Genomic DNA, 12,634 nt, shown 5'->3' with positions numbered 1-12,634 from the left:
GCGGCCCCCGAGGGCGGTCCTGCGGACACGCAACGCAGCCTCGTACCTCGGCAGCTGCTACACGAGACTGCGTTTTAAGTCTCGCTTAGATCCGCAACCCGCCATCCATCTCCAGAATCCGACCGGTGTAGTAGTCGTTCTCGAAAATGTAAGCCGCGGAATGGGCGATCTCTTCTGGCTTGCCCATGCGCTTCAACGGAATCCCCGCCGTCATCTTCTCCAGTGCTTCAGGCTTCATGCCCAAGGTCATTTCAGTTTCGATAAAGCCCGGTGCAATCCCCGCCACACGAATGCCATAGCGTGCCAGTTCCTTGGCCCAGGTCACGGTCGCCGCAGCGACACCGGCCTTGGCAGCGGAGTAGTTGGTCTGACCGACATTGCCAGCGCGGGAGATCGACGAGATATTGATGATCGCGCCGCCGTTCTTGAGCTCGACCATTTTGGCCGCGACTTCACGGGTGCACAGGAACACACCGGTCAGGTTGACGTCGATCACGGCCTGCCATTGGGCCAGGGTCATCTTGGTCATTTCGCCGTCTTTCACCTTGATCAGCAAACCATCACGCAGGATCCCGGCATTGTTGATCAGGCCATGGATCGCGCCGAAGTCTTCAGCCACCTGAGCGACCATGTGCGTAACCTGCTCTTCATTGGCCACATTGCACAGGTAGGCGCGGGCTTCGACGCCCTTGGCCTTGCACGCGGCGACCGCGTCATCGAGCTTTTCCTGGTTCAGGTCCACCAGCGCGAGTTTCGCGCCTTTGCCAGCGAAATACTCGGCCATGGAGCGGCCTAAACCCTGGCAACCGCCCGTGATAATGATTACTTTGTCAGTGAGTTGCATTCGCATGCCCCGGTAGTAGGTCGCAGTGGTCTTATTTCTAGAGGGCCTCTCGATCTGCACCTGATACCACCCGGCTGCACATGAGAACTGCCCCGATGGCGTGCTGGAACTATCACCAGGCGCCTGTCCGTTTTTACGACGGATTCTATATAAGGAGTCATAAATTGAGCGTTGAAGCGGCCAAGAATGCCCGAGAATTGCTTCTCAAGGAATACCGTGGAGTCTTGTCGACCCACTCCAAGGCCATGCCAGGTTTTCCTTTCGGATCTGTCGTTCCGTACTGCCTGGATGAGCAAGGCCGGCCGCTGATCCTGATCAGTCGTATTGCCCAGCACACGCATAACCTGCAGAAAGACCCGAAATGCTCCTTGTTTGTAGGCGAGCGCGGAGCCGAAGATGTGCAAGCCGTTGGTCGACTGACCTACCTGGCCGAAGCCGAGAAGCTCGAGGACGCTACCGCAATAGAGGCGGCAGCCGAGCGCTACTACCGCTATTTCCCGGACTCCCGGAACTATCACAAGGCTCACGATTTCGATTTCTGGGTGCTCAAACCCGTACGCCATCGCTACATCGGCGGTTTCGGCGCGATTCACTGGGTTGATCATCTGACCCTGGCCAACCCGTTCGCGGGCAAGGCTGAAGTAAGCATGGTCGAGCACATGAATGCCGATCACACCAAGGCCATTGCTCACTATGTAGAACTGGCGGGCTTGCCGAAGACCGAGCCGGCGCTGTTGGCCGGTATCGATACTGAAGGCATGCACCTGCGCATTGCTCAGACGCTCTACTGGCTGCCATTCCAAGCCCCGTGTAATACGCCGACACAAGTGCGGGAAGCCTTGGTTTTCCTGGCTCACGCCGAGCATTGGCCAAAAAATGAAGTGGCCGACGCTTGAATTCACGAAACGGCGACGTCATCTAGGGAAGACTGGCAAGGCATTCTTGCGTTGAGGAACCATTTGATGCGCCCTTTTTTATTGCTCTTTGTACTGTTTCCGGTGTTGGAGCTGTTCGTATTCGTCAAGGTCAGCGGTGCGATCGGGTTTTTCCCGGCCCTCCTGCTGGTCATTCTCGGCTCGATGCTCGGTGTATTCGTGCTGCGTATCGCCGGTCTGGCCACTGCGTTGCGTGCTCGTGAAAGCCTTAACCGCGGTGAGCTGCCGGCCCAGACCATGATCGAAGGGCTGATGCTGGCATTGGCCGGTGGTCTGTTGATCCTTCCGGGTTTCGTCACCGATGTGCTTGGCCTGATCATGCTGCTGCCGATCTCTCGTCGGCTGTTGGCCAATAAAATGCGCCAGCGCGCCGAAGAGCAGGCCATCCGGCAGCGTGCGTTCGCCGATGACCTGCAATCCCGTGGCGGTCCGGCCCCCCGCGAGCCTCTGGGCCGCGAGCCGAACGTGATTGAAGGCGAGTTCGAACACCGCGATCCCAAGTAACCGCTTCACTGCACGGCACCTTCGGGTGCCGTGTTCGTTTTTCGGGGTATCAAGGTAAAAAATTTTCGATCCCCGCTCTTGTAATAAGCTTATGCGCCCTTATGTAACGGTCACCGCAAGGTTTCTGGCATTCACGCCAGACAGACTTCCGCGTCTCGCTTGTCGAGCCGCACCCGGCACCGCCGGATTTGTTAAACCCGCCGGGACTACACCGGCCGATGAAAACCACAATTAGGAGAGATCGACAATGAAGCTTCGTCCTCTGCATGACCGCGTCGTCATCCGTCGCAGCGAAGAAGAAAAGAAAACCGCTGGCGGTATCGTCCTGCCAGGTTCGGCTGCTGAAAAAGCCAACAGCGGCGAGATCCTCGCTGTCGGTACCGGCCGCGTGCTGGAAAACGGTGAAGTGCGCGCACTGGCCGTTAAAGTGGGTGACAAGGTTGTGTTCGGTCCGTACTCCGGCAGCAACACTGTGAAAGTCGACGGCGAAGACCTGCTGGTAATGGCTGAGAACGAGATTCTCGCTGTTATCGAAGGCTGATTCCCCGCTCATTTTCCCGCTACTACAAAGTATTTAAGGAATATCGATCATGGCTGCTAAAGAAGTTAAATTCGGCGATTCCGCCCGCAAGAAAATGCTCGCCGGTGTCAACGTCCTGGCTGACGCAGTAAAAGCGACCCTGGGCCCTAAAGGCCGTAACGTGATCATCGAGAAGAGCTTCGGCGCTCCGACCATCACCAAGGACGGCGTTTCCGTTGCCAAAGAAATCGAGCTGAAAGATCGCTTCGAAAACATGGGCGCGCAGCTGGTCAAAGACGTTGCCTCCCGTGCCAACGATGACGCAGGCGACGGCACCACCACCGCTACCGTTCTGGCTCAGTCGATCGTCAACGAAGGCCTCAAAGCCGTCGCTGCCGGCATGAACCCGATGGACCTGAAACGCGGCATCGACAAAGCGACCATCGCTATCGTCAAAGAGCTCAAAGCCCTGTCCAAGCCTTGCGCTGACACCAAGGCAATCGCTCAGGTCGGTACCATCTCGGCCAACTCCGACAGCTCCATCGGCGACATCATTGCCGAAGCCATGGAAAAAGTCGGTAAAGAAGGCGTGATCACCGTTGAAGAAGGCTCGGGCCTGGAAAACGAACTGTCGGTTGTTGAAGGCATGCAGTTCGACCGTGGCTACCTGTCCCCGTACTTCGTCAACAAACCAGAGACCATGACTGCCGAGCTCGACGGTCCGCTGATCCTGCTGGTCGACAAAAAAATCTCCAACATCCGCGAAATGTTGCCAGTACTGGAAGCCGTTGCAAAAGCCGGCCGTCCACTGCTGATCGTTGCTGAAGACGTTGAAGGCGAAGCCCTGGCGACTCTGGTTGTGAACAACATGCGTGGCATCGTTAAAGTCGCAGCCGTCAAGGCTCCAGGCTTCGGCGACCGTCGCAAGGCAATGCTGCAGGACATCGCTGTTCTGACTGGCGGTACCGTTATCTCCGAAGAGATCGGTCTGAGCCTGGAAAGCACTACCCTGGAACACCTGGGTAATGCCAAGCGCGTCATCCTGTCGAAAGAAAACACCACCGTGATCGACGGTGCCGGCGTTGAGGCTGACATCCAGGCTCGCGTTCTGCAGATCCGTCAGCAAGTGGCTGATACTTCTTCCGACTACGACCGTGAAAAACTGCAAGAGCGTCTGGCCAAACTGTCCGGCGGCGTTGCAGTGATCAAGGTTGGCGCTGGTTCCGAAGTTGAAATGAAAGAGAAGAAAGCCCGCGTTGAAGACGCCCTGCACGCTACTCGTGCAGCCGTTGAAGAAGGCGTGGTACCTGGCGGCGGCGTGGCACTGGTTCGCGCTCTGCAGGCAATCTCCGAACTGAAAGGCGACAACGCTGATCAGGACGTTGGTATTCAGTTGCTGCGTCGCGCTGTTGAAGCGCCACTGCGCCAGATCGTTGCCAACTCCGGCGACGAGCCAAGCGTAGTTGTGGACAAGGTCAAGCAGGGTTCGGGTAACTACGGTTACAACGCTGCTACCGGCGAATATGGCGACATGATCGAAATGGGTATCCTGGACCCGGCTAAAGTGACTCGTTCGGCTCTTCAGGCAGCGGCTTCCATCGCCAGCCTGATGATCACCACCGAAGCCATGATCGCCGAGATCAAGGAAGACGGCCCAGCTGGCGGCGGTATGCCAGACATGGGCGGTATGGGTGGCATGGGCGGCATGATGTAAGCCAGCCTTACCCCTGTACTAAAAACCCCGCCTGCGAAAGCAGGCGGGGTTTTTTATTGTCTTTTACATGATCAAAAGCAAAAGATCGCAGCCGGCGGCAGCTCCAACAGTTGATCGCGGACCTATGTAGGAGCTGCCGCAGGCTGCGATCTTTTGATCTTCTGTCAGACGCCTACAGGTTCTGCTTTAGCAACCGCGTCAACCCTTGAGGCCGGTCGATAAAGAACGTAGTAATACGCCCCCAGACAAATCAGCCAGCAAAAAATCGCCGTCCACACATTGTGCGAAAAGAAGTGCGCGCCCTGCATCATCCGGCTTACGGAAAATACCGACCCCAGCGCAAACGCAAAGACAAACGCCTTGCGCGCCAGCTTGGGTCGACGATCACGCAGCACAAAGAACAGCGCAAACAACGTGAAACCCGTCGCCGCATGCCCACCTGGCCAGCAACGTCCAGGTTTTTCCGTGGCCGGGCGAGGGCTCAACAATTCGCTGTAGGTCTCATGTCCACCGAATTGCTCCAGGCTCCAGGGGCACTGAACCGCGGTCACCGCCTTGACCGGCGTGACAAAAGACGTCGCCAGCGCCAGCGACAGCACCAGGCACCCCAGCTCCCGCTTGAACGGTTTGAGCTTCTCCATGAAAAAAGAGCCGATGAAGCCGAAGATGGCCAGCACAGAGAAGGCAATGACCACTTGTTTGGCGCGGTCGTGCAGGATGTTTTCCAGGAAGTAACTGTGTCGTCCGACGAAACCACCGGCGACCGGGTCATAGAACAGGTTGGCCAGGGCCATGTCCAGGTCGGTCAGTTCGAGCAGCAGCAGAACAATTGCCGCGACAGCAGGAACCCCAAGGCACACCCAGAAATTGAGAGGGCGCGAGGTGGGGCGGGCAGTGGTGGACACCATGGCAATTCCTTGTTCTGTGAAGTGTTCTGTAAAGTGTTCTGAAGGCGCAGCCGCGCGGAGTTTGAACCGGATTCTGTCGTCTACGTGTGAATCGATAGTGAAAAAGTCGTCAAGGCTCGAACAGGCTTGTATGGCCAAATTACATCTGCACACAGTCCTAGCCCTGAGCCTGACTTGGCCTTAAGCTGCGCGGGCCAAGACGGCCGTCACTGTGTACGGAGGAGTTACCCATGCGAATTCTATTGGTTGAAGACAACCGCGATATCCTGGCCAATCTGGCGGATTACCTGGGGCTCAAAGGCTACACCGTGGATTGCGCGCAAGACGGTTTGTCAGGCCTGCACCTGGCGGCCACCGAGCATTATGACCTGATCGTTCTGGACATCATGTTGCCCGGTATCGACGGCTACACCCTGTGTAAACGCTTGCGCGAAGATGCCCGCCGCGACACGCCGGTGATCATGCTCACCGCTCGCGATCAACTGGACGACCGCCTGCAGGGTTTCAAGTCCGGTGCCGATGACTACCTGATCAAACCCTTCGCCCTGTCTGAGCTGGCCGCAAGAATCGAAGCAGTCATGCGCCGGGCTCAGGGTGGCGGTCGACGTACCTTGCAGGTCGGTGACCTGGCCTATGATCTCGATACCCTGGAAGTCACCCGCGAAGGTCGCTTGCTGAAGCTCAACCCGGTCGGCCTGAAATTGTTGGCCGTGTTGATGCAGAAAAGCCCGCACGTCCTGCGCCGGGAAATTCTCGAAGAAGCGCTGTGGGGCGATGACTGCCCGGACAGTGACAGCCTGCGAAGCCATGTCCACCAGTTGCGCCAGGTGATCGACAAACCCTTCGCCAAACCGTTGCTGCAGACCGTTCACGGTGTCGGTTATCGCTTGGCCGAGGGTCGAGATGGAGTTTAAACAGAGCCTTGCTCAACGGATCATCATTGCCTTTGCGCTGATGAGCGCGTTGGTTGCGGGCGCTTTCGCCATGGGCATTGTGGCGACGGTGCACCTGGTGGAAGAAAAACTGATCTCGGCAGGATTGGGCGGCGATCTACAGCGCCTGCTGCTGATGGACAGTGTCTCGGACTGGAGCCATCGACCGGAGCCGGACCAGCTGTTCTATTTCAGCGGTGGGCCTGGCGACTTCGACTTGCCCAAGGATTTGCGGCATCTGGAGCCTGGTTTTCACGAAGTGTTTCGCGAACAGCTGTCGTATCACGCAATGGTCGAAGTCGTCGATGGCCGACGTTACGTGCTGTTGCAGGATCAAAGTGATTTCGAAGAGCGTGAACGGGTGCTGTTTGCCGTCGTGCTGGTGGGCTTTGTACTGAGTCTTGCGTTGGCAGTATTTCTTGGCTGGGTGTTGGCGCGCAAAGTCATGGCTCCTGTAGTGCGACTGGCTCGCCAGGTGCGTCATCGCGATCAACTGCTGGGCCTGGCACCACCACTGGCACCTGACTACGCCGCCGATGAAGTGGGCGAATTGGCCGTGGCCTTCGACGCTACGCTGGGGCGACTGCGCCAGGCATTGACCCGGGAGCGACTGTTCACCAGTGATGTCAGTCATGAACTGCGCACGCCGTTGATGGTATTGGCCAGTTCCTGCGAGTTATTGCTGGTAAACCCTGGCCTCGATCAGCGCGGTCACGCCCAGGTGGAGCGAATCGCTCGCGCCTGCGAGGAAATGCGAGAGCTGGTGCAAACCTTCCTGATGCTGGCGCGTGCGCAACGCGAAGACGCCAGTCAGGCGCTTCAGCAAAACCTTGGCGAAGTGGCCGACGGGTTGCTCAATCTATGGCGCGAGCCCATAGAGGCGAAAGGTTTGAAGCTGATCTTTGAACCAGGTAACCCCGCAGACAACTGCTACAACGCCACACTGTTACACGCAGTCATGGGTAACCTTCTGCGTAACGCACTGCATTACACCGAATACGGCTTTATCCGCTTGACCCTGACACCTACCGGTTTCCTGGTCGAAGACAGTGGTGTGGGGATTCCCGAGGAAAAGCGCGAAGCGATGTTCGAGCCTTTCGTGCGAGGGACCGAGAAACGTGGGGAAGGTTTGGGGTTGGGACTTTCGTTGGTGCAACGGATCTGTGAAAACCAGGGATGGGTCGTCAGCTTGACGACCATGGAGCCCAATGGCTGTCGTTTCGAGGTCGAACTTCGACCTTCGGACCCGAGATGAGAAGATATTAAAAAGGGTGGTGGCCCATAGCCGCCACTCGATCCTGTAAAACTTCGAAATACATCCCCGATTTACATGACAAATCTTTCACAAAGTCATGACCTGACGCTGACATGGCGCTACCTAAGGTGGTCGTCATCAGCAGTTAGGAGACTTGATGATGGACAAGCCGATCAAACTTGATTTTTCCGAGAAGTATGACGATCAACATGCGCAACGGTATCTGCGCAAACACAAGGATGGCCTGGGCCGTCGCCTGTCTCACTGGCGTGACGAGCAAATGGCACGAAAGGCGCTGTCTCTGGTCGGAGAACCGGGGCTAGTCCTGGATCTACCCTGTGGCGCAGGACGTTTCTGGCCGTTACTGGCGGAAAAATCCAATCGGGCAATCATCGGAGCCGACAACTCCGAGTCAATGCTCAAGATCGCTATGAGCGCGCAACCTGCCGATGTGGTGAAACGGGTACAACCCTTGCACACATCTGCTTTCGACATCGCCTTACCCGATAACGCCGTCGACAGCATTTTCTGTATGCGCTTGCTGCACCACATTGGTGAAGCCGAGCATCGATTGGCCATTTTGCGTGAATTCGAGCGCGTCACGCGTGACAGCGTGATCATTTCACTGTGGGTGGACGGCAACTTCAAAGCCTGGAAACGCAAGCGCTCCGAGAGAACGCGTGGGCAAGAAGGTTACCAAAATAGATTTGTGTTACCAGCTGTTACGTTAGAGAAAGAATTTGAGCAAGCGGGTTTCCGCATCCAGGAACAACTGGATTTTTTACCGCTCTATGCCATGTGGCGAGTTTACGTATTACGCAAGAGGTAACAGGATGGCAGTGCAATGTGCACCAGAAACGGAGGTCGCTTCCGGCGATCGGTTCGACTATTTCTGGAATCAGCGCGGTGAATGGGTAGAAGAACCTAACGTGCGTCGCGGTGGTGAAAGCGGCGTTCAGCGTGTTCGGGGCAGCGACGGTCAATTGCTGTACGCCAAGCGTCAGACCGGGCATATCTACCGCAGCTGGCTGCACCCGTTCGGACGGCCGACCGTCTTGCGCGAACTGGATGCGCTGACCGGTTTGCGCAAGATCGGCGTACGCGTTCCGGAAGTCGTTTTCTGCGGAGCTCAACGGGATCCTGTGCACAAGTGGCGCGCCTTGCTGGTGACCAAGTCACTGGACGGCTTTGAAGAAATCGAACACTGGTACGCCGGCGGTGGTCGCGAGCGTTCTGGCGAGGCAGTGCACGACCGAGTGCTGAAAGATCTGGCCGACAATCTGGCGCGGATGCACAAGGGTCGCTGGCAGCACAGTTGTATTTACATCAAGCACGTTTTTGTCCGTGTCACGGGTGAAGGCGAGGCGGCCAAAGTAGAGGTCGCATTGATCGATCTGGAGAAGTGCCGACAGCGCCTGACGGCTCGCCAGGCAGCCGCCCATGACATGAAGCAACTGCGCCGCCACTCGTCGTTCAGCACGGCGGATTGGACAAAACTGGTCTACCTTTATGAGACGGCGTTTGGCAGCGCTATCAAGGGTTTATAGCAATGAAACTCGAAATTGCGCGAGGTGTGTTTCTGATAGGAGCCTTGGCAGTTGCTTCAATTGCGGTGGCGGCTTGGGAGCAGCCCCGCACGCAGGTCCTCAGTTCGGTGAGCGGCGACGCTCACTGTCCGCTGCCACGGGTCGCGAAAGCATCCGAAGCGTCCCAACCCGATCATGACCTGTTGCTGTTCATGTTCGGACTTTCCCAGGGAATGAGGCCGCAGAGTTGAACAAATTGAAGCCCAAATAAAAGGCCTCGCAAATGCGAGGCCTTTTATTTGGGCTTGAGGGTGGAAGCGGGTGAGCCCTGTAGCAGCTGTCGAGGCACGAGGCTGCGTTGGGCTGCGAAGCGGCCCCCGAGGACGGTCCTGCGGACCGTAAACGCAGCCTCGTGCCTCGGCAGCTGCTACAGGAACCAACCTGTTCCCACAGGGTTATGTGTTTTCCTTTGGCTTGTCAGGTTTCGCCAGCAACGTATACACGCACGGCAATACAAACAGCGTAAACAGCGTCCCGATCGACATCCCGGTGGCGATCACCATGCCGATGTCGAAACGGCTGACAGCCCCTGCACCCGTGGCAATGATCAGCGGCACCATGCCAAACACCATTGCCGCCGTGGTCATCAATACAGGCCGCAAACGAATCGCCGCTGCTTCTTCCACTGCCTCGCGTGCCGTCAACCCTTTTTCCTTGCGCAGCTGGTTGGCGAATTCCACGATCAGGATCCCGTGTTTGCTGATCAACCCGATCAGTGTCACCAGTCCGACCTGGGTATAGATGTTCATGCTCGACCACCCCAGGAACAGCGGAATCAACGCCCCGCAAATCGACAGCGGCACCGTCACCAGGATCACCAGCGGATCGCGGAAGCTTTCAAACTGCGCTGCCAGCACCAGGAAAATAATCGCCAGTGCCAAGGCAAACGTCACCCACAGGGCAGTGCCCTCCTGGACAAACTGGCGGGAGGCGCCGGCATAGTCGATTCCGAACCCCACCGGCGCTTCTTCCCGAGCGATCTGGCGCACAGTGTCGAGCGCCTCGCCCATGCTCACTAAAGGCACGCCGGACAAGCGCGCCGAGTTGAGTTGCTGGAACTGGTTGAGCTGTCGCGGTCGCGCCCGGTCTGTCACCGTGATGAGGGTCGACAATGCCAGCAACTCCCCCTTGGTGTTTCTTACGTAATAGTTGTTCAGCCAGTCCGGGTTATCCCGGAAAGGCCGTTCGACCTGGGCGATGACTTTGTAGCTGCGACCTTCAACGGTGAATCGGTTGATCTCCGCCTCACCCAGCAACGTTGCCAGCGTTCCGCCCAGGTCCTGCATCGACACGCCCATCTGTGCCGCTTTGGCGCGATCGATATCCACGACGACTTCGGGTTTGTCGAACGCGAGGTCGACGTCGATGAAGGCGAATTTGCCCGATTCCATGGCGCGTTTTTTTATCCGGCCCATTACCTCCGCCAGCATCTCGTAGTCATTAGCCGTGTTGACGGCGAATTGAAACGGCAACCCTTCGCCCGTGCCTGGCAAGGAGGGCAGGTTGAAACCAAAAACCTGTAGTCCGGAAATGTTCTCCAGCTTGGCCTGAACCTCCGGCAGGATTTCCATTTGAGTGCGGCTACGATCATTCCACGGCTTGAGCAGGAAGCCGCCAATGCCCGATTGCACACCGTCGAATCCGTTGATCTGGAACGAGGAGTAGTACTCGGGAAACTCCTTGAAAATGGCAATGAATTCGTCGGTGTAGGCGTTCAGATAGTCGAGGTTGGTGGGTTTCGGTGCGTTGGCCAACATGAAAATGATGCCCTGATCCTCGTCAGGTGCCAGTTCGGATTTGGTGAACTTGAGCATCACCGGAATCAGGCACAACACGATGACGGCGAACACCAGCACCACTGGCCGGGTATTGAGCGTGCCGTGGAGCATGCGCTGGTAGCGGCGTTTGAGACCTTCGAATATCCGGTCCAGTCGATGCGCCAGTCCGCTGGGATTCTCGTCGTGGCGCAGCAGCAAGGCGCACATCATTGGCGACAGAGTCAGGGCCACGATGCCGGAGATCACCACTGCACCGGCCAGGGTCAGGGCGAACTCCTTGAACAGGGCCCCGGTCAGCCCCGTCAGGAAGCCGATGGGGGCATAGACCGCCGCCAGGGTGATGGTCATCGAGACCACTGGCATGGCGATCTCCCGGGCGCCTTCGATGGCAGCATCCATCGGCGTCTTGCCTTCTTCGATGTGCCGGTGAATGTTCTCGACCACCACAATGGCGTCATCCACCACCAGGCCGATGGCCAACACCATCGCCAGCAGGGTCAGCAAGTTGATCGAGTAACCCATCATTTGCATGAAGAACATCACGCCGATCATCGACAGCGGGATGGTCACGACCGGAATCACCACCGACCGCAGGGCGCCGAGGAACAGGAACACCACCACAATGACGATCAGTACGGCTTCGAACAGGGTTTTCACCACTTCATCGATCGACGCCTGAATGAACAGCGTCGCGTCGTAGGCGATTTCACCTTTGAGGTTCGGCGGCAGCTGTGCTTCCAGCTCCGGCATGATCTTGCGCACCTCCTTGATCACGTCCAGCGGGTTGGCGCCCGGCGTCGCCTTGATGCCGATGTACACCGAAGGGGTGCCGCCAAAGGAACTGATGGTGTCGTAGTTTTCCGCGCCCATTTCCACCCGCGCGACATCGCTGAGCAGCACTCGGCTGTCGCCTTCGATCTTGAGTGGAATGGCGGCGAAGGCTTCAGCTGATTTGAGCTCGGTGTTGGCGTTGACACTGGTGACCACGTACTCGCCTTTCACCTCGCCGGCGGCGGAGAGAAAGTTGTACTGGCGCACCGCGTTGGTCACGTCGCTGGCGGTCAGACCGAAGCCAGCGAGCTTGACCGGGTCCAGCCACAGGCGCATGGCGAAGACCTGGTTGCCGAGAATCTCGGCCTCGGCCATGCCGGGCAATGTGGCCAGTTTCGGCTGGATCACCCGCGACAGGTAGTCAGTAATCTGCGGGTTATTCAGTTCCTTGCTAAAGAAGCTGATGTACATCAGCGCCGAAGCGTCGGCGGACTCCTTGCTCAGCACCGGGTCTTCAGCATCCTGTGGCAGCTGGTTCTTGACCTCGTTGGCCTTGGCCAGCAATTCGGTGAACAGACGGTCGGTGTTGGCGTCGATACGGGCGTGGATCGAGATCACCGAGAAATTCTGGCGACTGACCGACGTCATGTAGTCGATACCCTCGGCGCTCGCCAGGCTCTGTTGCATCGGTTGAGTGATGTAGCCCTGGATGGTCTCGGCGTTGGCCCCGGGGTAGGCGGTGGTCACCGTGATCAGGGCGTTTTCCATCTGTGGGTATTGGCGCAGTGGCAGCTTGCTCCAGGCCTGGAAACCCAGCAGGACAATCAACAGGCTGACCACGGTGGCGAGCACCGGGCGGCGGATGAACGGGTCGGTAAAAGCCATGG

The 12,634-nt window shown here is 57.7% G+C and carries 12 protein-coding genes; 9 read left to right on the top strand and 3 right to left on the bottom strand.

The annotated features are described in order from the left end of the window. Positions 1-85 precede the first annotated feature (85 nt). A complete protein-coding gene (locus ACA063_RS23445) occupies positions 86-844 on the bottom strand; it encodes an SDR family oxidoreductase (protein WP_497663553.1) in 759 nt (252 codons plus the stop codon). 164 nt (positions 845-1,008) lie between these two features. Between ACA063_RS23445 and ACA063_RS23440 the strand changes: the two genes are divergently transcribed. From ACA063_RS23440 to groL, 4 genes are all read left to right on the top strand, one after another. After that, positions 1,009-1,740: a HugZ family pyridoxamine 5'-phosphate oxidase gene (locus ACA063_RS23440; protein ID WP_497663552.1), complete on the top strand. Its 732-nt coding sequence runs from the start codon at positions 1,009-1,011 to the stop codon at positions 1,738-1,740. A 66-nt stretch (positions 1,741-1,806) separates the two neighbouring features. Then, the gene (locus ACA063_RS23435; RefSeq protein ID WP_497663551.1) at positions 1,807-2,283 is read left to right on the top strand and encodes an FxsA family protein; all 477 of its coding nucleotides are present in this window, start codon (positions 1,807-1,809) and stop codon (positions 2,281-2,283) included. 247 nt (positions 2,284-2,530) lie between these two features. Beyond that, a complete protein-coding gene (locus tag ACA063_RS23430) occupies positions 2,531-2,824 on the top strand; it encodes a co-chaperone GroES (protein WP_054045166.1) in 294 nt (97 codons plus the stop codon). Positions 2,825-2,873: 49 nt separating this feature from the next. Next, positions 2,874-4,517, top strand: a complete 1,644-nt coding sequence (gene groL, locus ACA063_RS23425) for a chaperonin GroEL (RefSeq protein WP_162439429.1) — start codon at positions 2,874-2,876, stop codon at positions 4,515-4,517. 164 nt (positions 4,518-4,681) lie between these two features. On the opposite strand, the gene ACA063_RS23420 is transcribed toward groL, so the two are convergent. Continuing rightward, a complete protein-coding gene (locus ACA063_RS23420) occupies positions 4,682-5,425 on the bottom strand; it encodes a phosphatase PAP2 family protein (RefSeq protein ID WP_497663550.1) in 744 nt (247 codons plus the stop codon). Positions 5,426-5,655: 230 nt separating this feature from the next. Between ACA063_RS23420 and colR the strand changes: the two genes are divergently transcribed. The 5 genes from colR (at position 5,656) to ACA063_RS23395 (ending at position 9,389) form a co-directional block, all read left to right on the top strand. Continuing rightward, entirely contained in the window at positions 5,656-6,339 is a 684-nt protein-coding gene (colR, locus tag ACA063_RS23415; RefSeq protein ID WP_162439431.1) for a two-component system response regulator ColR, read from the top strand. Continuing rightward, positions 6,329-7,612 carry a sensor histidine kinase gene (locus ACA063_RS23410; protein WP_497663549.1) on the top strand — a complete coding sequence of 428 codons (1,284 nt, stop codon included), beginning with the start codon at positions 6,329-6,331 and terminating at the stop codon, positions 7,610-7,612. Before colR ends, ACA063_RS23410 begins: the two co-directional genes overlap by 11 nt. A gap of 160 nt (positions 7,613-7,772) precedes the next feature. Next, positions 7,773-8,441, top strand: a complete 669-nt coding sequence (locus tag ACA063_RS23405) for a class I SAM-dependent methyltransferase (RefSeq protein WP_497663548.1) — start codon at positions 7,773-7,775, stop codon at positions 8,439-8,441. A gap of 4 nt (positions 8,442-8,445) precedes the next feature. Continuing rightward, the gene (locus ACA063_RS23400) at positions 8,446-9,159 is read left to right on the top strand and encodes a lipopolysaccharide kinase InaA family protein (RefSeq protein WP_497663547.1); all 714 of its coding nucleotides are present in this window, start codon (positions 8,446-8,448) and stop codon (positions 9,157-9,159) included. A gap of 2 nt (positions 9,160-9,161) precedes the next feature. Then, entirely contained in the window at positions 9,162-9,389 is a 228-nt protein-coding gene (locus ACA063_RS23395) for a hypothetical protein (protein ID WP_162439435.1), read from the top strand. 204 nt (positions 9,390-9,593) lie between these two features. Here ACA063_RS23395 and ACA063_RS23390 read toward each other — a convergent pair whose 3' ends face one another. Beyond that, on the bottom strand, positions 9,594-12,632 hold the full coding sequence (locus ACA063_RS23390; protein ID WP_497663546.1) for a multidrug efflux RND transporter permease subunit: 3,039 nt from the start codon (positions 12,630-12,632) through the stop codon (positions 9,594-9,596). Positions 12,633-12,634: the final 2 nt, after the last annotated feature.

The organism is Pseudomonas sp. LBUM1643 (assembly GCF_059716215.1).
This window is presented reverse-complemented; position numbering and strand designations above follow the sequence as displayed.

Bases quoted from the DNA above. Each gene is read 5' to 3' on its own strand.
- ACA063_RS23410 (WP_497663549.1), top strand. From the start codon at position 6,329: ATGGAGTTTAAACAGAGCCTTGCTCAACGGATCATCATTGCCTTTGCG.
- ACA063_RS23390 (WP_497663546.1), bottom strand. From the start codon at position 12,632: ATGGCTTTTACCGACCCGTTCATCCGCCGCCCGGTGCTCGCCACCGTG.
- ACA063_RS23395 (WP_162439435.1), top strand. From the start codon at position 9,162: ATGAAACTCGAAATTGCGCGAGGTGTGTTTCTGATAGGAGCCTTGGCA.
- ACA063_RS23445 (WP_497663553.1), bottom strand. From the start codon at position 844: ATGCAACTCACTGACAAAGTAATCATTATCACGGGCGGTTGCCAGGGT.
- groL (WP_162439429.1), top strand. From the start codon at position 2,874: ATGGCTGCTAAAGAAGTTAAATTCGGCGATTCCGCCCGCAAGAAAATG.
- colR (WP_162439431.1), top strand. From the start codon at position 5,656: ATGCGAATTCTATTGGTTGAAGACAACCGCGATATCCTGGCCAATCTG.
- ACA063_RS23420 (WP_497663550.1), bottom strand. From the start codon at position 5,425: ATGGTGTCCACCACTGCCCGCCCCACCTCGCGCCCTCTCAATTTCTGG.
- ACA063_RS23430 (WP_054045166.1), top strand. From the start codon at position 2,531: ATGAAGCTTCGTCCTCTGCATGACCGCGTCGTCATCCGTCGCAGCGAA.
- ACA063_RS23435 (WP_497663551.1), top strand. From the start codon at position 1,807: ATGCGCCCTTTTTTATTGCTCTTTGTACTGTTTCCGGTGTTGGAGCTG.
- ACA063_RS23405 (WP_497663548.1), top strand. From the start codon at position 7,773: ATGGACAAGCCGATCAAACTTGATTTTTCCGAGAAGTATGACGATCAA.
- ACA063_RS23400 (WP_497663547.1), top strand. From the start codon at position 8,446: ATGGCAGTGCAATGTGCACCAGAAACGGAGGTCGCTTCCGGCGATCGG.